This window comes from Phaeovulum vinaykumarii, assembly GCF_900156695.1.
GTDB classification, from domain to species: domain Bacteria; phylum Pseudomonadota; class Alphaproteobacteria; order Rhodobacterales; family Rhodobacteraceae; genus Bieblia_A; species Bieblia_A vinaykumarii.
Map to the genome: position 1 here is coordinate 96,421 of NZ_FTOM01000008.1, position 16,461 is coordinate 112,881.

Genomic DNA, 16,461 nt, shown 5'->3' on the forward strand with positions numbered 1-16,461 from the left:
CTTGCCTGACAGATCGCGTTTGGTGAATATCACGCGCGACAGCGGCGCCGGGATCGGGAGACGGCGCGCCCGTGCATCGGGCGACAGGGGGGGGAGAGCGCATTCATGCGACTGGCAGGCAAGACCGCGATCGTGACCGGCGCGGCCTCGGGGTTTGGTGCGGGCATCGCCCAGCGCTTCGTGGCCGAGGGCGCTCAGGTGATGATCGCCGACATCAACGCCGCCGCCGCCGAGGCGCGGGCCGAGGAGATGGGCGCGATGGCCTGCCCGGTGGATGTGGCCGACGGCGTGTCGGTCGCGGCAATGGCCGCGGCGGCGCAGGCCGCCTGGGGGCGCGTGGACATCCTGGTCAACAATGCCGGCGTCACCCATCTGCCGCAGCCCCTCGAGGAGGTGTCCGAGGACGACTTCGACCGGGTGTGGCGGGTCAACGTGCGCTCGGTCTATCTGACGGCGCGCGCCTTCGTGCCGATGATGAAGGCGGCCGGGACGGGCGCCATTCTCAACGTGGCCTCGACCGCCGGGCTATCACCGCGCCCGCGGCTGAGCTGGTACAACGCCTCCAAGGGCTGGATGCTGAGCGCCACCGAAGCCATGGCCATCGAACTGGCCCCCGACGGCGTGCGCGTCAACGCGCTGGCCCCCGTGGCCGGCGAGACCCCGCTTCTGGCGTCCTTCATGGGCGGGGACACCCCCGAGATGCGGGCGAAATTCCTGTCCACCATCCCGATCGGGCGCTTCTCGACACCGGCCGACATGGCCGCGGCGGCGACTTTCCTGTGCTCGGACGAGGCGGCCATGATCACCGGCGCGGTTCTGCGTGTCGATGGCGGCCGCTGCATCTGACGGGGGGACAGGCTCATGCAACCAGGCGCGCGCAACCTGATCACCGACATCGAGGGCCTTCGGGTCGGCAATGCCGCCGATGAACGCTTGCGCTCGGGGACCACGGTGCTTGTGGCCGACCGGCCGGTGATGGCGGCGGTGCAGGTGATGGGCGGCGCCCCCGGCACCCGCGAGACCGACCTTCTGGCCCCCGACCGTCTGGTCAGCGCGGTCGATGCACTGGTGCTGTCGGGGGGATCGGCCTTCGGGCTGGAGGCCGCGGGCGGCGTCATGGACGGGCTGCGCGCGATGGGCCGCGGCTTTGCCGTGGGCCCCGTGCGCGTGCCGATCGTGCCTGCCGCGATCCTGTTCGACCTGACCAACGGCGGCGACAAAAACTGGACCACGAACCCCTATCCGGCGCTGGGCCGCGCCGCCCTGGCCAATGCCGCGCCAGCGTTCGAGATCGGCACCGCGGGCGCCGGCACCGGGGCGATCACCGCCAATCTCAAGGGGGGGCTGGGGTCGGCCTCGGCGGTGCTGGACAGCGGGCTGACCCTGGGCGCGCTGGTCGCGGTCAACAGCCTGGGCGCCGTGACCGTGGGGGAAAGCCCGCATTTCTGGGCCGCCCCCTGGGAGATGGAGGCCGAATTCGGCGGCCTCGGCCCCGCGCCCGATCTTTCCGGGATCGCCGCGGCCGAGCCGATGCCGCTCAAGCGGCTGCGCGAGGCCACGACCATCGCCATCGTCGCCACCGATGCCAAGCTCGATCAGGGGCAGTTGCAGCGGCTGGCCGTGGCCGCCCATGACGGCATGGCGCGCGCCATCGTGCCCAGCCACACGCCCTTCGACGGCGATCTGGTCTTCTCGGTCAGCACCGGGGCGCGCCCGCTCTGCGATCCGCTGGCCGATCCCTTCGTGCTGGGCCATGCCGCCGCCGCGTGCCTTGCGCGCGCCATCGCCCGTGCGGTCCACGCCGCCCGGCCCCAGCCCGGCGACATGTCCCCGGCCTATCCCGCCTACCACCGCGCGGCGCTTGCCGCACGCGGCCTGCGCGCCTAGGCTGGACGCATCCCAGGCGGAGGAACCCCACCATGACACCGCGCAGTTTGCTGCCCCAGTCTCGCCTTTTGCCCCTGTCCCTGATCGCCGCGACGCTGGCCCTGCCGGCCACCGCGGCCCGTGCGGACGAGGTCACCGACACGCTGAACGCCGCGCGCGCGGCCTATGAGGCCGGCGATATCGCCGCGGCCACCGAAGAGGTCGCCTTTGCCAGCCAGCTTCTTCAGGCGATGAAGGTCGAGGGGCTGGCGGCCTTTCTGCCCGCCGCCCCCGAGGGCTGGACCCGCGAGATCGACACCGAGATGAATGCGGGCCTTGCGATGATGGGCGGCGGCGCGGGGGCCGCGGCGCGCTATGACAACGGCACCGACAGCTTCACCATCACGCTGATGGCCGACAATCCGATGGTGGCCGCCATGTCCGGCATGCTGGGCGGGGCGATGATGGGCGCCATGGGCAAGATCACCCGCATCGGCCGCGAGAAATTCGTCCAGCAGGACGGCGGCGATCTGGTCGCGCTGGTCGGCAACCGCGTTCTGGTGCAGGCCGAGGGCGCCGATCTCGAGGTGATGCGCCCGGTTCTTGCGGCCATCGACTTTCCCACCCTGGCCGACTGGGGCCGCTGACGGGCGACGCGCCCGATGCCAGACGCTCAGGGCCCCGCGCGCCCCAGCACCGTATCCAGAAGGGGCGCGGGGCCCGCAAGCCCCTCGATCACGTCGAAATGGTGCCGCCCGGCCTCCTCGGTCAGCGGCACGCCCCAGGCCTGCGCCAGATCGCGGCTTTGTTCCAGAAAGGCGGGGCGTTCGTCCGCGCCCACCCACAGATGCACATCCGCCCCCGGCCGCGGCACCAGCAGCGCGGGGCTTTCGGCGGCCACCTCGGCGGCGTCGATCCTCAGCTGGGCGTTCATCGAGGTGCGCATCAGGGGCGCCAGATCCCCCAGCCCCGAGATCGGCACGATCCGCCCCAGCCGCGCGGCCACCCCCGGCGGCAGCGCCGCCCCGGCCCATAGACCAGCCCCGGCGTCAGCCGCGCCCCCAGCGCCCGACGAAAGGCCGCCGCCTGCGCCACCCAGCGGTCGGGATAAAGCGCGCCCTCGGGGATATGGGCGGCGTTGGCATAGGCGTCGTCCAGGTCCATCAGATCACGGGCTCTTGCAGGGGGAACGGGGGCCGCCGTGCTGGACAAGCACCGGCGGGAATGCTCAACCTCTAGCACGTTCTGACCCGAGGTGCACATGACCGATTCCGCGACCCGCCTGAAAAGCCTGCTCAAAGACCCCTCGCTTCTGGCGACGCGCGCCTATGTGGCCGGCGAATGGATCGCGGCCGACGACGGCGCCACCTTCGCCGTGACGAACCCCGCCCATGGCGACGTGATCTGCGAGGTGCCCGACCTTGGCCGCGCCGAGACCGCCCGCGCCATTGCCGCGGCACAGACGGCAATGACGGATTGGGCCGCGCGCACCGGCAAGGAACGCGCCCAGATCCTGCGCCGCTGGTTCGAGCTGATGATCGAGAACCAGGACGATCTGGCCGCGATCCTGACCGCCGAGATGGGCAAGCCGCTGGCCGAAGCCAAGGGCGAGATCGCCTATGGCGCCAGCTTCATCGAATGGTTCGGCGAAGAGGCCAAGCGCATCTACGGCGAGACCATCCCCGGCCACATGCGCGACAAGCGCATCACCGTGCTGAAACAGCCGATCGGCGTGGTGGGCTCGATCACGCCGTGGAACTTTCCCAATGCGATGATCACCCGCAAATGCGGCCCGGCGCTGGCGGCAGGCTGCGGCTTTGTCGCCCGGCCCGCGGCCGAGACCCCGCTTTCGGCGCTGGCGCTGGCGGTGCTGGGCGAACGCGCGGGCCTGCCGGCGGGTATCCTGTCGGTAATCACCTCGACGCAATCCTCGGCCATCGGCAAGGAATTCTGCGAAAACCCCGTGGTGCGCAAGCTCACCTTCACCGGCTCGACCGAGGTCGGGCGCATCCTGTTGCGCCAGGCCGCCGATCAGGTGATGAAATGCTCGATGGAGCTGGGCGGCAACGCGCCCTTCATCGTCTTCGACGACGCCGATCTGGACGCCGCCGTGCAGGGCGCCATGGCCTCGAAGTTCCGCAACAACGGCCAGACCTGCGTCTGCGCCAACCGCATCTATGTGCAATCCGGCGTCCATGATGCCTTCGCCGCCAAGCTGGCCCAGGCCGTGGCCGCGCTGCGGGTGGGCGACGGGCTGGACGCCGGCGTCGAGACGGGCCCGCTGATCAACGAAAAGGCCGTCGAGAAGGTCGAGGAACATATCGCCGATGTCGTCGCCGGCGGCGGACAGGTGCTGACCGGCGGGCGCCGGCATGCGCTGGGCGGCACCTATTTCGAACCGACCGTGGTGACCGGCGTCACCCAGGACATGAAAGTGTCGACCGAGGAAACCTTTGGCCCGCTGGCGCCGCTCTTTCGCTTCGAGACCGAGGAAGAGGTGATCGCGCAGGCCAATGCCACGATCTTCGGGCTGGCCAGCTATTTCTACGCCCGCGACATCGGCCGGATCACCCGCGTGCAGGAAGGGCTGGAATATGGCATCGTCGGCGTGAACACCGGCATCATCTCGACCGAGGTCGCCCCCTTCGGCGGGGTCAAGCAATCGGGGCTGGGCCGCGAGGGTTCGCGTCACGGGATCGAGGATTACCTCGAGATGAAATACGTCTGCCTGTCGATCTGAGCACGGCCGCGCCGATCTGCAATGACGAAGGGCCGCCCCTCGGGGCGGCCCTTTGCATTTCCGCGGACCCGTGCGGGGACTGGCTCAGCGATGATCGTCGTCGTCGTCATCGGCATCGCCGTCGGGAAGGTTGAAGAAGCTGTCCGCATCGGAATAGTCGCGCGGGTTTTCCTCTTCCTCGCCCTCGGCGCCGCCGCCCAGGGTGAAATTCTCCAGCCCGGCGATGGCGGTCGGCAGGCGCGGTTCGGTCGACATGGCCAGCGAGGATTCCGTCGACACCAGCTTGCGCCGTTCGTCGTCGGTCATCATGCCCCCCTCGGCGGCCTTGCGGCGGGCGGCCTTCTGCACCTCGGTGTCCAGCTCGGACTGGCGGCACAGCCCCAGCGCCACCGGGTCGATCGGCTGGATATTGGCGATGTTCCAATGCGTCCGCTCGCGGATCGAGGCGATCGTGGGCTTTGTCGTGCCGACCAGACGCGCGATCTGGGCATCGGCCAGCTCGGGGTGGAACTTGACCAGCCACAGGATCGCGGCGGGGCGGTCCTGACGCTTGGACAGCGGCGTATAGCGCGGCCCGCGGCGCTTTTCCTCGCCCACGGCGGCGGGGTTGAACTTGAGCCGCAGCTTGTAGAGCGGGTCTTTCTCGCCCTTCTCGATCTCGCCGGGGTCAAGCTGGTTCGAGGCGACCGGGTCAAAGCCCTTCACGCCCGCGGCCACGTCACCGTCAGCGATGCCCTGCACTTCCAGCTCGTGCATGCCGCAGAAATCCGCGATCTGCTTGAACGTCAGCGTGGTATTGTCCACAAGCCAGACGGCGGTGGCCTTGGACATCAACGGCTTCGAGGTCATGGGACTCTCTCCATTGCACAAACCTTTCCCGCGCCGGGAAAACGGCTGCGGCCGGGGCCGCGGGTCCACTTTCGGGGGGATTGCGCCCGTGTATAGTGGAGAAAGGCGTTGGAGGAAAGTGAAAATGCGTATGGGAATGCGGGCGGCGGCGGGGCTGGCGGCGCTGGTGCTGGCGGTTTCGGCGGCCCTGGCCGAGGGCGAGAGGGCGGGCGATTTCGACCATTACGTGCTGGCGCTGTCGTGGTCGCCTTCGTGGTGCGCGACGACCGGCGCGACACGGGGCGACCCGCAATGCGCGCCCGGACGCGCGGCGCGCTTCGTGCTGCATGGGCTCTGGCCGCAATACGGCGATGGCGGCTGGCCCAGCTTCTGTCACAGCCCGGCGCCGGACCCGAGCCGGGCGCAAACCGCCGCGATGGCCGACATCATGGGCAATCCGGGCGCGGCCTGGTACCAGTGGAAGAAGCACGGGCGCTGTGCGGGCCTGGCCGCGGCGGATTATTTCAGTCTGGCGCGCCGGGCGCTGGCCGGAGTGACCATCCCGCCGGTCCTGCAGGAGATCGACCACGACGTGCGCCTGCCCGCGTCGGTGATCGAGGCGGCCTTTCTCGAGGTCAACCCCGCGTTTCGTCCGGACATGGTGACGATCACCTGCAAGGGCGAAAGGATCGCCGAGGTGCGGCTGTGCCTGACGCGCGATCTGGCCCCGCGGCCCTGCGCGGGGCCCGCCGCGCGCGACTGCCGGGCGCAATCGGCGCTTCTGGCCGCGCCGCGCTGAGAGAGCCGCACACGGCAGCCCCCGCGCGCAACCGGCCCCGTGCGCAACCGCCCCGCGCGCCGGACAGCGCCCGCGCGGGCGGCTCAGATGTAGCCCGCGCCCCGGAAGCTCAGCTCGCGGCTCTTGCCCACGATCAGGTGGTCGTGCAGCACGATCCCCAGCACCTGCACCGCATCCATGATCTGGTTGGTCAGCGCGATATCGGCTTCGGAGGGGGTGGGGTCGCCCGAGGGGTGGTTGTGCACCAGGATCAGCGCCGAGGCGTTGAGTTCCAGCGCCCGCTTGACCACCTCGCGCGGGTAGACCGGCACATGATCCACCGTGCCGCTGGCCTGCGCCTCGTCGGCGATCAGCACGTTCTTGCGGTCGAGATAGAGCACGCGGAATTGTTCGGTCTCGCGGTGCGCCATCGCCGTGTGACAATAATCGACCAGCGCATCCCACGACGACAGCACCGGCCGGTGCATCACCTTCGCGCGGGCCAGACGATGCGCGGCGGCCTCGACGATCTTGAGCTCGGTCACCACGGCCTCGCCCACGCCATCGATCTGCATCAGCCGGCTGACGGGGGCCGAGATCACCCGGTTGAAATCGCCGAAGGCATCGAGCAGCGCGCGCGCCAGCGGCTTCACGTCCATGCGCGGGATCGCCCGGAACAGCACCAGCTCCAGCAATTCGTAATCCGGCATGGCCTGCGCGCCACCCTCCAGGAAGCGCGTGCGCAGACGGCGGCGATGGTCGCGGATATAGGAGGGGGGCCGCCCGTTGGGCAGCGGGGACAGGGCCTGCACCTCGTCGGGATCGGCGGGCGATCCGAACAGGGGCATGGGGGCTTCATGAAAGGCGCGATGCTGACTCATGGAGCCAGCATCGCCATTCTTGGTGAAACAAGAGTTAACGCAGGCGCGCGGGCTCAGCCCTTCATGCCATCCCAGAAGCTCTTGACCTTCTTGAAGAAACTCGAGCTTTCGGGGCTGTTGTCGGCCTCGATCCGCTCGAATTCCTGCAACAGTTCCTTTTGCCGCGCGGTCAGGTTCACCGGCGTCTCGACGGCCAGCTCGATGACCATGTCGCCGACCCCGGTGCCGCGCAGCGCCGGCATGCCCTTGCCGCGCAGGCGCATCTGTCGGCCCGACTGGCTGCCCGAGGGGATCTTCACCCGGCTCTTGCCGCCGTCGATCGTGGGCACCTCGACCTCGCCGCCCAGCGCGGCCGAGGCCATCGACACCGGCACGCGGCAGAACAGGGTCTGCCCGTCACGCTGGAAGATCGCGTGTTCGCGCACCTCGATGAAGATATAGAGATCGCCCGTCGGCCCGCCGCGCAGGCCCGCCTCGCCCTCGCCGGCCAGACGGATACGGGTTCCAGTTTCGACCCCCGCGGGGATGTTGACGGCCAGTTGGCGGTCCTTCTCGATCCGGCCGGTGCCCTGACAGGACCGGCAGGGGTTCTTGACCACCTGGCCCACACCGCCACAGGTCGGACAGGCGCGCTCGACGGTGAAGAAGCCGTTTTGCGCGCGCACCTTGCCCATGCCCGAACAGGTCGGGCAGGTCACCGGCTCGGCGCCGCCCTCGGCCCCGGTGCCGTTGCAGGCGGTGCAGGCCGACGACCCCGGAACGGTGATCGTCTTCTGCACGCCCTTGAAGGCTTCCTCGAGGGAGATGCGCAGATTATAGCGCAGGTCCGATCCCCGCGAGGCGCGCGAGCGCGGGCCGCCAGGCCCCCCGCGTCCGCCCATGAAGTCGCCGAAGAGGTCTTCGAACACATCCGAGAAGGCCGAGGCGAAATCACCCTGCCCGGCATAACCACCGCGCGGACCGCCCCCGCCCATGCCACCTTCGAAGGCGGCGTGACCGAAGCGGTCATAGGCGGCCTTCTTCTCGGCATCCTTGAGCACGTCATAGGCCTCGTTCACTTCCTTGAAGCGGGCCTCGGCGTCGGCATCGTCCTTGTTGCGGTCGGGGTGAAGTTCCTTCGCCTTCTTGCGATAGGCTTTCTTGATCTCGTCGGCCGAGGCGCCCCGGGCCACGCCCAGAACCTCGTAGAAGTCACGCTTTGCCATGCCATTCCCCCGGCAACGAAACAGAACAGCCGGCCCCCGTCATCGCAGGGGACCGGCCACGTCGGTTCCGGCGCTTACTTGCGCTTGTCTTCGCCCAGATCCTCGAAGTCGGCATCCACGATGTCGTCATCGACGCTGCGCGGGCCTTCTTCCTCGTCATCCGCGCCGGTCGACTGACCGGCCTTGGCAGCCTCGGCCTTGTAGATGGCCTCGCCCAGCTTCATCGCGGCATCGGTCAGGTTCTGGATCGCGCCCTTGATCTTGCCGGCGTCTTCCGACTTGAGGGCTTCTTCCAGCGCGTTGCAGGCCAGCTCGATCGCCTCGACGGTCGAGGCATCGACCTTTTCGCCGTGCTCCTCGAGCGACTTGCGGGTCGAATGCAGCAGGCTCTCGCCCTGGTTGTGGGCTTCGACCAGCTCCTTGCGGGCCTTGTCGGCCTCGGCATTGGCTTCGGCGTCGCGGATCATCTTCTCGATGTCCTCGTCCGACAGGCCGCCCGAGGCCTGGATGGTGATCTTCTGTTCCTTGCCGGTGCCCTTGTCCTTGGCACTGACCGACACGATGCCGTTGGCGTCGATGTCGAAGGTCACCTCGATCTGCGGCATGCCGCGCGGCGCGGGCGGGATGTCTTCCAGGTTGAACATGCCCAGAAGCTTGTTGTCCGCGGCCATCTCGCGTTCGCCCTGGAACACCCGGATCGTCACGGCGTTCTGGTTGTCCTCGGCGGTCGAGAAGATCTGGCTCTTCTTGGTCGGGATGGTGGTGTTGCGGTCGATCAGACGGGTGAACACGCCCCCCAGCGTCTCGATGCCCAGGCTCAGCGGCGTGACGTCCAGCAGCACCACGTCCTTCACGTCACCCTGAAGCACGCCGGCCTGGATGGCCGCGCCCAGCGCCACCACCTCGTCGGGGTTGACGCCCTTGTGGGGCTCCTTGCCGAAGAACTTGGTCACTTCCTCGATGACCTTGGGCATGCGGGTCATCCCGCCGACCAGAACCACCTCGTCGATCTCGTCCTTGGAGACGCCGGCATCCTTGAGCGCGGCCTTGCAGGGGTCGAGCGATTTCTTGATCAGGTCGCCCACCAGGCTTTCCAGCTTGGCGCGGGTCAGCTTCATGACCATGTGCAGCGGCGTGCCCGAGGTCGCATCCATCGAGATGAAGGGCTGGTTGATCTCGGTCTGCTGGCTCGAGGACAGTTCGATCTTGGCCTTCTCGGCGGCTTCCTTCAGACGCTGAAGGGCCATCTTGTCCTTGGTCAGGTCGACGCCGTGCTCCTTCTTGAACTCGTCAGCCAGGTAGTTGACGATCCGCATGTCGAAGTCTTCGCCGCCCAGGAACGTGTCCCCGTTGGTCGATTTCACCTCGAACAGGCCGTCGTCGATTTCCAGGATGGTGATGTCGAAGGTGCCGCCGCCAAGGTCATAGACGGCGATGGTCTTGGTGTCCTTCTTGTCCAGACCATAGGCCAGCGCGGCGGCCGTCGGCTCGTTGATGATGCGCAGCACCTCGAGCCCGGCGATCTTGCCGGCGTCCTTGGTGGCCTGACGCTGGGCGTCGTTGAAATAGGCCGGAACGGTGATGACCGCCTGGGTGACGGTGTCGCCCAGATAGCTTTCGGCGGTTTCCTTCATCTTCTGCAAGATGACGGCCGAAACCTGCGCGGGGCTGAATTTCTCGCCCTTGACCTCGACCCAGGCGTCGCCGTTGCCCCCGTCCACGATGGAATAGGGAACCAGCTTCTTGTCCTTCTCGACTTCCGCATCGGTGGTGCGGCGGCCGATCAGGCGCTTGACGGCGAAAATGGTGTTGGTGGGGTTGGTGACAGCCTGACGCTTGGCGGGCTGACCGACCAGACGTTCGTTGTCGGTATAGGCGACGATCGAGGGCGTGGTGCGCGCCCCTTCCGAGTTCTCGATGACGCGGGGCTGCGACCCGTCCATGATGGCAACGCAGCTGTTCGTGGTCCCGAGGTCGATCCCGATGACTTTGGCCATGTGCTTACCTCTCTTCGGCGATGTTGTGGAACGCAGGCCCGAGCGCGGCTCCTGCCTTCCGATCCCAATCTTGAGTTCCGTCCGGGCCGGGACCGCATGGCCCCGATCCGGCTTCCCGGGGTATATAAGGAGGGGGGCGCAGTGCTGCAAGCGTGCCCCCCCGTCCAAATCGGAGGGAAAAACCTGAAAACTTCGCGCGAATATCCCCCGTCCGATCCCGCTGCACAGACCGCGGGCGCCGACGCCCCGCGCCCGGCCCCGCAGGCCCTGCGCGATTTCCGGCATTACCCCGGCTGGTTCACCCCCGACGAACAGCGCACCCTGGTCGACGAGATCCGCGCGGTTGCCGCGGCGGCGCCCTTCGTGACCCCGGTCACCCGGCGCGGACAGCCGCTGAGCGTGCGCATGACCTCGGCGGGGCGGTTCGGCTGGATCGGCGACCGGCGCGGCTATCGCTATGCCGAAACCCACCCCGCGGGCATGGGCTGGCCACCGATCCCGCCGCGCCTTCTGGATCTGTGGGCCGCGGTGGCGCCCGATGCGCGCCCGCCCGAATCGTGCCTGATCAATTACTATGGCGAGGGCGCGCGCATGGGCCTGCACCAGGACCGCGACGAGGCCGACCTGAGCCAACCCGTCGTCTCGGTCTCGCTGGGCGATGACGCGCTTTTTCGCGTGGGCAACGTCGCGCGCGGCGGGTCCACCGAAAGCCTGTGGCTGCGCTCGGGCGATGTGCTGGTGATGGGCGGGCCGGGGCGGCTGCGTCACCACGGGGTGGACCGGATCGCCTTCGGCACATCGGCGCTTCTGGCGCAGGGCGGGCGGATCAACCTGACGCTGCGGGTCGTGACCTGACCCGCGCGCTTCCCGTCAGCCGCCGTGCCGTCAGCCGCGCAGGGCCGGCAGGAAGATCTCGGTCACCAGAAGCGGCACCTGCTCGAAGCTGAACAGGCTGCGGCGCGCCCAGACGCCCGGCGCCTCGGGGGCGGCGCGCGCGATCAGCGCATCAAGCGGATGCAGCGCATCGAGAAACGCCCCCTGCCGCAGCGAGAAGGGCGCCGCCCGCCCGCCGGCAAAGAGCAGCGCGCCCAGGGGTTTCGTGCCCAGGCTTTCCAGCGTCTCGGCCCGCGCCGATGCCGGCCAGATCGTGCGCGCCGCCAGCAGCGGGCCGCGCGCGGCCGACAGGATGACCTCGCGCGCGATGACGGGGGCTTGCAGGATCGCGGTCTCGTCGGGCAGCGGCTGGGCGGGGCCCTGGGCCACCAGCTCGACCGTGACCGGCCCGGCCGCGACCTCGAGAGCGGCGGTCATCGAGGTCTCGAGCCCCATCCAGCCGCGCATGTCCACCGGCAGCGCGGCCAGATGCGCCGCGTTCAGATCCTGCCAGGTCTCCGGTGCGGACAGATCGCCCGGACCATGAAAAAGCCGCGCACCCAAATCCGTCTCCCCTGATTGCCTGCGTGATGCGCGCGCACCATGCCCCAAGCGCGGGCCGGGGAAAAGGGGGCGGCGGCGCCGGGACCAGACCAGCCGTCAGAGCAGACGTTCGGGCAGCACCAGCCCGCGCAGAAGATCCTGCGCCTGCATCGGGCGCTTGCCCTCGCGCTGGGCCTCGAGCACCTCGACCGCGCCCGACCCGCAGGCGATGCGCAGCCCCGACAGCACCGTCCCCGGCGCGCCCTGCCCGTCCACGACCCCCGCGCGCAGAAGCTTGAGCCGCTCGCCCGCCACCTCGACCCAGGCGCCGGGAAAGGGCGACAGGCCGTTGATGTGGCGCGCGACCTCGGCCGCCGGGCGGGTGAAATCCACCCGCGCCTCGGCCTTGTCGATCTTGTGGGCATAGCACACGCCCGCCTCGGGCTGGGGCGCGGGCTCCAGATCCTCCAGCCGCTCCAGCGCCTCGAGGATCGCCGCCGCGCCCAGATCCGACAGACGGTCATGCAGCTCGGCCGTGGTCTCGCGGTCATGGATCGGGATCGCGCGGCGCAGGAGCACCGGCCCGGTGTCGAGCCCGGCCTCCATCTGCATGATGCAGACGCCGGTTTCCGTGTCGCCCGCCATGATCGCGCGGTGGATCGGCGCCGCCCCCCGCCAGCGCGGCAAAAGCGAGGCATGGATGTTCAGACAGCCGCGCGCCGGCGCATCCAGCACCGCCTGCGGCAGGATCAGCCCATAGGCCACGACCACCGCCAGATCGGCCCCCAGCGCGGCGAATCCGGCCTGCTCATTGGCGCCCTTGAGGCTGCGCGGATGGCGCACGGGCAGGCCCAGCGCCTCGGCCCGCGCCTGCACCGGGGACGGGCGGTCCTTCTTGCCGCGGCCAGCCGGGCGCGGCGGCTGGCAATAGACGGCCAGCACCTCGTGATGGGCGTGAAGCGCCTCGAGCACCGGCACGCTGAAGTCGGGCGTGCCCATGAACACCACCCGCCGCTTCATTTGCGCGCCCATTTGGCGGATTTCTGCACCAGCATCTTGCGGCGCAGCGGCGACAGGTGGTCGACATAGACCTTGCCGTTCAGGTGATCGATCTGGTGCTGGACGCTGGTCGCCCAGAGCGAGACGAAATCGCGCTCCTCGATCTCGCCCTGATCGTTGAGATAGCGCACCGTCACCGCCCGCGGCCGCGAGACCTTGGCCGACACGCCCGGCAGGTTGGGGCTGGCTTCCTCGTAGCTGCGGAATTGCACCGAGGCATGCAGGATCTCGGGGTTGGCCATGCGGATGACCTGGCCGCGCGCCTCGGAGCAATCGACCACGGCCAGACGCAGCATGATGCCGATCTGCGGCGCGGCCAGTCCGACGCCCTGGCCGGGCATGGCCTCCATCGTGTCGATCATGTCATCCCAGATCATCCGCACCGATTCGGTGATCGCGGGGACCGGATCGGCGGGCTTGTGCAACCGCGGGTCGGCATAGGGCAGGAACGGACGGATGGTCATGGCTGATAGGCGGCCTCGGCATTGGCGCGGGCGGCGGGATCGAGCCGGTCGAGCGTCAAGATCCCGTCCAGATGATCGGCCTCGTGCTGCACGCAGGCAGCGGTAAAGCCGGTGAAGGTCTCGTCATGGGCGGCGCCATCCAGATCGCGCCAGCGCATCCGCACCCGCGCGGGCCGGGTGACAAAGGTCTGGATGCCGGGGATCGACAAACAGCCCTCGGCGCGGCCGGCGGTGTCATCGCCCAGCGGCTCGAGCACGGGGTCCAGCACCACGCGCGGGCTGGCGGGGCCGTCCGTCCAGTCGGTGTCCATGACGAAGAGGCGCAGCCCCACGCCCACCTGCGGCGCGGCCAGACCGCGGCCGGGCGCGGCATACATCGTCTCGAGCATGTCGGCGGCCAGTTGCCGGACCGCGTCGGTCACCGTGCCCACGGGGGCGGCCGCCTGCGACAGGCGCGGATCGGGCCAGCGCAGGATCGGCAGAAGGCTCACGCCAGGCCGCGCGCGCGGTCGCGCTTGAGCTTCTCCATCTTGCGGGTGATCATCTTGCGCTTGATCGGCCCCAGATAGTCGATGAAGAGCTTGCCCTCGAGGTGGTCGAATTCGTGCTGCGCGCAGGTCGCCCAGAGATCGCCGAATTCCTGCTCGTGCTCCTTGCCGTCCACGTCGAACCAGCGCATCCGCACCATCTGCGGGCGGGTCACGTCGGCAAAGGTGCCGGGGATCGACAGGCAGCCTTCCTCGTAGATGCCGGTTTCCTCGGAGGTCCAGGTGATCTCGGGATTGATGAGGACCATCGGCTCGGGCAGGCCCTCCTTCTCCTTCTTGCAATCCATCACGAAGACGCGCTGCATCACGCCCAGCTGCGGCGCGGCAAGGCCGATGCCGGGGGCGTCATACATGGTCTCCAGCATGTCATCGGCAAGCTGGCGGAGATCGGCGTCGAAGCTGGCGACGGGGTCGCAAACCTTCTTGAGCCGCGGGTCGGGATGGATCAGGATCGAGCGCACAGACATGGGTCTGATTTAGGCCAAGGGCGCGGCGCGCGCAATGGATAGGGTGCCGCAGCACATTCGTTCCGCATTGAAGTGAATATTCAAAACAACGTCCTGCAAAATCGCACTTCAACAGAACCTTCGTTCGCAGTATTGAACGATCATAAGAACACAGTTACGGCCGGAGGCCTTCATGTCCAGCACCCCCGATTTCGACGAGATCATCCCCCGTCTCGGCACCCATTCCATCAAGTGGGACGGGATGGAGCCGATCTATGGCGTCCCCGCCGCCGACGGCATCCCGATGTGGGTGGCCGACATGGATTTCCGCCCGCCCAAGGCGGTGCAGCGCGCGCTGCAAGGCATGCTGGATCATGGCATCTACGGCTATTGGGGCGACAATGCCGCCTATGAGGCCGCAATCGGCTGGTGGATGCAGACCCGCCACGGCTGGCAGGTGGACCCGTCGTGGATCTTCACCACGCATGGGCTGGTCAACGGCACTGCGCTCTGTGTCGACGCCTTTACCGCGCCGGGCGACGGCGTGGTGCTGATGACGCCGGTCTATCACGCCTTTGCCCGCGTGATCCGCGCTGCGGGGCGGCAGGTGGTGGAATGCCCGCTGCGGCTGGAGGACGGGCGCTATCAGATGGATTTCGACGCCTGGGAAACGCAAATGACCGGCGCCGAGAAGATGCTGATCCTGTGCTCGCCGCATAACCCCGGCGGCCGCGTCTGGACCGCCGAGGAACTGCGCGCCACCGCCGAATTCTGCGCGCGACACGACCTGGTGCTGGTCTCGGACGAGATCCACCACGATCTGGTCTTCCCCGGCGCGCAGCATCAGGTGATGGCGACGGCCGTGCCCGAATGCCGCGATCGGCTGGTGATGATGACCGCCGCCACCAAGACCTTCAACATCGCCGGCTGCCATTCCGGCAATGTCATCATCGCCGACCCCGACCTGCGCGCGCGTTTCGCGGCGCGGATGGGGGCGATGGGGATCTCGCCCAACAGCTTTGGCATGGCCATGACCACAGCCGCCTACAGCCCCGAGGGGGCCGCCTGGGTGGATGCGCTGGTCGGCTATCTGGACGGCAACCGCAAGCTGTTCGACACGGCGGTGAACGCGGTGCCGGGGCTGCGCTCGATGGCGCTCGAATCGACCTATCTGGCCTGGGTGGATTTCTCGGGCACGGGCATGGAACCGGCCGAATTCATCGCCCGCGTGGAAAAGACCGCGCGCATCGCGGCCAACCACGGCGCCACCTTCGGCACCGGCGGCGAAAGCTTCCTGCGCTTCAACCTGGCCACGCCGCGCGCGGTCGTGGCCGAGGCGGTCGACCGGCTGGCCGCGGCCTTTGCCGATCTGCAATGATCCGGGACAGGGCGGCGCGCGCTACTTGCGCGCGCCCCAGCTCAGCGACGCCCGCTGGCGGGTGTAGAATTCGCCCATCATCCCGATCATCAGCAGCGCCAGCCCGACATAGAGCGGATAGCTGACCGATGAATAATGCGGGTTGTAGTTGATGAAGGTATAGCCGCGCGCCTGGTCGATGGTGTGAAAGAGCGGGTTCCACGAGAACAGCACCAAGATCTTGTGCGGCAGCGCATTGGCCACGAACATCTTGCCCGAAGCGACCATGTTGGCCCGCGCATAGACCGCGGCGACGATCCCCACCACCTCGGGCGACCAGGGCTTCACCGCCAGAAGCACCGTGCCGATGGCCGCGCCCGTGAACCACGCCAGAAGGAACATGCCGAAGGCGCCCACCGGGTCTTCGATCGTGATCGGGTTGAAGGCGGCGTGATAGATATAGAGCACCACCAGCATCGACAGCGTCTGGATATAGAGCGCCCCCAGCGCCGAAGACGCGATCGCCACGGCCGTGTTCATGGGCGAATGCTTCATCATCGCCGAGGTGGGCCCCTCGGCGCCCATGACCGCGCCCAGCGCCTTGGTATGCGTCAGGAACAGGAAGATCCCGCTCATCACGTAAAGCAGGAAATCGCCGCGGATCGCGTTGCCGCGCAGGCCCAGAATGTGGAACATGATATAGAAGGCCACGACCAGCAGCACGGTCTGGACGATGGCCAACAGCAGACCGATGACGGCATTCCCGTGGCTCTTGCGGATCGAGCGCACGGTCGAATGATAGATCAGCTCCATCAATGCGAAGGCCGATCCGAGCGTCGAGCGCTTGCGCTCCGCGGTGAACATGCGCTGCCTTTC

19 protein-coding genes are annotated in these 16,461 nt (G+C 68.3%); 7 read left to right on the forward strand and 12 right to left on the reverse strand.

Annotated elements, in window-relative coordinates; genetic code table 11:
* Nucleotides 1-105: 105 nt before the first annotated feature.
* The 3 genes from BW949_RS13955 to BW949_RS13965 are packed head-to-tail and all read left to right on the forward strand — an operon-like array spanning nucleotide 106 to nucleotide 2,513.
* The gene (locus BW949_RS13955; protein WP_076367152.1) at nucleotides 106-846 is read left to right on the forward strand and encodes a glucose 1-dehydrogenase; all 741 of its coding nucleotides are present in this window, start codon (nucleotides 106-108) and stop codon (nucleotides 844-846) included.
* Nucleotides 847-861: 15 nt separating this feature from the next.
* Entirely contained in the window at nucleotides 862-1,887 is a 1,026-nt protein-coding gene (locus BW949_RS13960) for a P1 family peptidase (RefSeq protein ID WP_076367154.1), read from the forward strand.
* 32 nt (nucleotides 1,888-1,919) lie between these two features.
* A complete protein-coding gene (locus tag BW949_RS13965; RefSeq protein WP_076367156.1) occupies nucleotides 1,920-2,513 on the forward strand; it encodes a hypothetical protein in 594 nt (197 codons plus the stop codon).
* Nucleotides 2,514-2,539: 26 nt separating this feature from the next.
* On the opposite strand, the gene BW949_RS17675 is transcribed toward BW949_RS13965, so the two are convergent.
* Both BW949_RS17675 and BW949_RS17680 read right to left on the reverse strand, forming a co-directional pair.
* Entirely contained in the window at nucleotides 2,540-2,812 is a 273-nt protein-coding gene (locus tag BW949_RS17675) for a hypothetical protein (RefSeq protein WP_328585830.1), read from the reverse strand.
* On the reverse strand, nucleotides 2,812-3,030 hold the full coding sequence (locus BW949_RS17680) for a hypothetical protein (protein ID WP_076367160.1): 219 nt from the start codon (nucleotides 3,028-3,030) through the stop codon (nucleotides 2,812-2,814). The genes BW949_RS17675 and BW949_RS17680 overlap by 1 nt, the downstream gene beginning before the upstream one ends.
* A gap of 97 nt (nucleotides 3,031-3,127) precedes the next feature.
* Between BW949_RS17680 and BW949_RS13980 the strand changes: the two genes are divergently transcribed.
* Nucleotides 3,128-4,606 (forward strand): NAD-dependent succinate-semialdehyde dehydrogenase, encoded by a 1,479-nt coding sequence (locus tag BW949_RS13980; RefSeq protein ID WP_076367162.1) that lies wholly within the window; start codon nucleotides 3,128-3,130, stop codon nucleotides 4,604-4,606.
* Between the two features lie 84 nt (nucleotides 4,607-4,690).
* Here BW949_RS13980 and BW949_RS13985 read toward each other — a convergent pair whose 3' ends face one another.
* The gene (locus tag BW949_RS13985; RefSeq protein ID WP_076367164.1) at nucleotides 4,691-5,455 is read right to left on the reverse strand and encodes a DUF1013 domain-containing protein; all 765 of its coding nucleotides are present in this window, start codon (nucleotides 5,453-5,455) and stop codon (nucleotides 4,691-4,693) included.
* 124 nt (nucleotides 5,456-5,579) lie between these two features.
* On the opposite strand from BW949_RS13985, the gene BW949_RS13990 reads away from it, so the two are divergent.
* Nucleotides 5,580-6,233, forward strand: a complete 654-nt coding sequence (locus tag BW949_RS13990; protein ID WP_235816313.1) for a ribonuclease T2 family protein — start codon at nucleotides 5,580-5,582, stop codon at nucleotides 6,231-6,233.
* Between the two features lie 83 nt (nucleotides 6,234-6,316).
* Here BW949_RS13990 and radC read toward each other — a convergent pair whose 3' ends face one another.
* The 3 genes from radC to dnaK form a co-directional block, all read right to left on the reverse strand.
* Complete coding sequence (gene radC, locus BW949_RS13995) at nucleotides 6,317-7,093, reverse strand: RadC family protein (protein WP_076367168.1); 777 nt, start codon at nucleotides 7,091-7,093, stop codon at nucleotides 6,317-6,319.
* 53 nt (nucleotides 7,094-7,146) lie between these two features.
* A complete protein-coding gene (gene dnaJ / locus BW949_RS14000; RefSeq protein WP_076367170.1) occupies nucleotides 7,147-8,298 on the reverse strand; it encodes a molecular chaperone DnaJ in 1,152 nt (383 codons plus the stop codon).
* A gap of 74 nt (nucleotides 8,299-8,372) precedes the next feature.
* Nucleotides 8,373-10,295, reverse strand: coding sequence for a molecular chaperone DnaK (dnaK, locus tag BW949_RS14005; RefSeq protein ID WP_076367172.1), 1,923 nt, complete (start codon nucleotides 10,293-10,295; stop codon nucleotides 8,373-8,375).
* A 267-nt stretch (nucleotides 10,296-10,562) separates the two neighbouring features.
* On the opposite strand from dnaK, the gene BW949_RS14010 reads away from it, so the two are divergent.
* Nucleotides 10,563-11,150, forward strand: a complete 588-nt coding sequence (locus BW949_RS14010; RefSeq protein ID WP_268875856.1) for an alpha-ketoglutarate-dependent dioxygenase AlkB family protein — start codon at nucleotides 10,563-10,565, stop codon at nucleotides 11,148-11,150.
* 30 nt (nucleotides 11,151-11,180) lie between these two features.
* Here BW949_RS14010 and BW949_RS14015 read toward each other — a convergent pair whose 3' ends face one another.
* The 5 genes from BW949_RS14015 to def (BW949_RS14035) all read right to left on the reverse strand — a co-directional run bounded on the left by BW949_RS14015 (nucleotide 11,181) and on the right by def (BW949_RS14035) (nucleotide 14,249).
* A complete protein-coding gene (locus BW949_RS14015) occupies nucleotides 11,181-11,732 on the reverse strand; it encodes a chorismate--pyruvate lyase family protein (RefSeq protein WP_159440070.1) in 552 nt (183 codons plus the stop codon).
* A 96-nt stretch (nucleotides 11,733-11,828) separates the two neighbouring features.
* Complete coding sequence (gene fmt, locus BW949_RS14020) at nucleotides 11,829-12,743, reverse strand: methionyl-tRNA formyltransferase (protein WP_235816314.1); 915 nt, start codon at nucleotides 12,741-12,743, stop codon at nucleotides 11,829-11,831.
* Entirely contained in the window at nucleotides 12,728-13,234 is a 507-nt protein-coding gene (gene def / locus BW949_RS14025; protein ID WP_076367176.1) for a peptide deformylase, read from the reverse strand. The genes fmt and def (BW949_RS14025) overlap by 16 nt, the downstream gene beginning before the upstream one ends.
* The gene (def, locus tag BW949_RS14030; protein ID WP_076367178.1) at nucleotides 13,231-13,725 is read right to left on the reverse strand and encodes a peptide deformylase; all 495 of its coding nucleotides are present in this window, start codon (nucleotides 13,723-13,725) and stop codon (nucleotides 13,231-13,233) included. The genes def (BW949_RS14025) and def (BW949_RS14030) overlap by 4 nt, the downstream gene beginning before the upstream one ends.
* Nucleotides 13,722-14,249, reverse strand: a complete 528-nt coding sequence (gene def, locus BW949_RS14035) for a peptide deformylase (protein ID WP_076367180.1) — start codon at nucleotides 14,247-14,249, stop codon at nucleotides 13,722-13,724. Before def (BW949_RS14035) ends, def (BW949_RS14030) begins: the two co-directional genes overlap by 4 nt.
* A gap of 172 nt (nucleotides 14,250-14,421) precedes the next feature.
* On the opposite strand from def (BW949_RS14035), the gene BW949_RS14040 reads away from it, so the two are divergent.
* Nucleotides 14,422-15,606 carry a MalY/PatB family protein gene (locus BW949_RS14040; RefSeq protein WP_076367182.1) on the forward strand — a complete coding sequence of 395 codons (1,185 nt, stop codon included), beginning with the start codon at nucleotides 14,422-14,424 and terminating at the stop codon, nucleotides 15,604-15,606.
* A gap of 21 nt (nucleotides 15,607-15,627) precedes the next feature.
* Here the strand turns inward: BW949_RS14040 and BW949_RS14045 are convergent, their stop codons facing one another.
* Nucleotides 15,628-16,449: an ABC transporter permease gene (locus BW949_RS14045; protein WP_076367184.1), complete on the reverse strand. Its 822-nt coding sequence runs from the start codon at nucleotides 16,447-16,449 to the stop codon at nucleotides 15,628-15,630.
* Nucleotides 16,450-16,461 lie beyond the last annotated feature (12 nt).

Excerpts from the sequence above, each read along its gene's own strand:
- BW949_RS13955 (WP_076367152.1), top strand. The coding sequence starts at position 106 with ATGCGACTGGCAGGCAAGACCGCGATCGTGACCGGCGCGGCCTCGGGG.
- BW949_RS13960 (WP_076367154.1), top strand. The coding sequence starts at position 862 with ATGCAACCAGGCGCGCGCAACCTGATCACCGACATCGAGGGCCTTCGG.
- BW949_RS13965 (WP_076367156.1), top strand. The coding sequence starts at position 1,920 with ATGACACCGCGCAGTTTGCTGCCCCAGTCTCGCCTTTTGCCCCTGTCC.
- BW949_RS17675 (WP_328585830.1), bottom strand. The coding sequence starts at position 2,812 with ATGCGCACCTCGATGAACGCCCAGCTGAGGATCGACGCCGCCGAGGTG.
- BW949_RS17680 (WP_076367160.1), bottom strand. The coding sequence starts at position 3,030 with ATGGACCTGGACGACGCCTATGCCAACGCCGCCCATATCCCCGAGGGC.
- BW949_RS13980 (WP_076367162.1), top strand. The coding sequence starts at position 3,128 with ATGACCGATTCCGCGACCCGCCTGAAAAGCCTGCTCAAAGACCCCTCG.
- BW949_RS13985 (WP_076367164.1), bottom strand. The coding sequence starts at position 5,455 with ATGACCTCGAAGCCGTTGATGTCCAAGGCCACCGCCGTCTGGCTTGTG.
- BW949_RS13990 (WP_235816313.1), top strand. The coding sequence starts at position 5,580 with ATGCGTATGGGAATGCGGGCGGCGGCGGGGCTGGCGGCGCTGGTGCTG.
- radC (WP_076367168.1), bottom strand. The coding sequence starts at position 7,093 with ATGAGTCAGCATCGCGCCTTTCATGAAGCCCCCATGCCCCTGTTCGGA.
- dnaJ (WP_076367170.1), bottom strand. The coding sequence starts at position 8,298 with ATGGCAAAGCGTGACTTCTACGAGGTTCTGGGCGTGGCCCGGGGCGCC.
- dnaK (WP_076367172.1), bottom strand. The coding sequence starts at position 10,295 with ATGGCCAAAGTCATCGGGATCGACCTCGGGACCACGAACAGCTGCGTT.
- fmt (WP_235816314.1), bottom strand. The coding sequence starts at position 12,743 with ATGGGCGCGCAAATGAAGCGGCGGGTGGTGTTCATGGGCACGCCCGAC.
- def (WP_076367176.1), bottom strand. The coding sequence starts at position 13,234 with ATGACCATCCGTCCGTTCCTGCCCTATGCCGACCCGCGGTTGCACAAG.
- def (WP_076367180.1), bottom strand. The coding sequence starts at position 14,249 with ATGTCTGTGCGCTCGATCCTGATCCATCCCGACCCGCGGCTCAAGAAG.
- BW949_RS14040 (WP_076367182.1), top strand. The coding sequence starts at position 14,422 with ATGTCCAGCACCCCCGATTTCGACGAGATCATCCCCCGTCTCGGCACC.
- BW949_RS14045 (WP_076367184.1), bottom strand. The coding sequence starts at position 16,449 with ATGTTCACCGCGGAGCGCAAGCGCTCGACGCTCGGATCGGCCTTCGCA.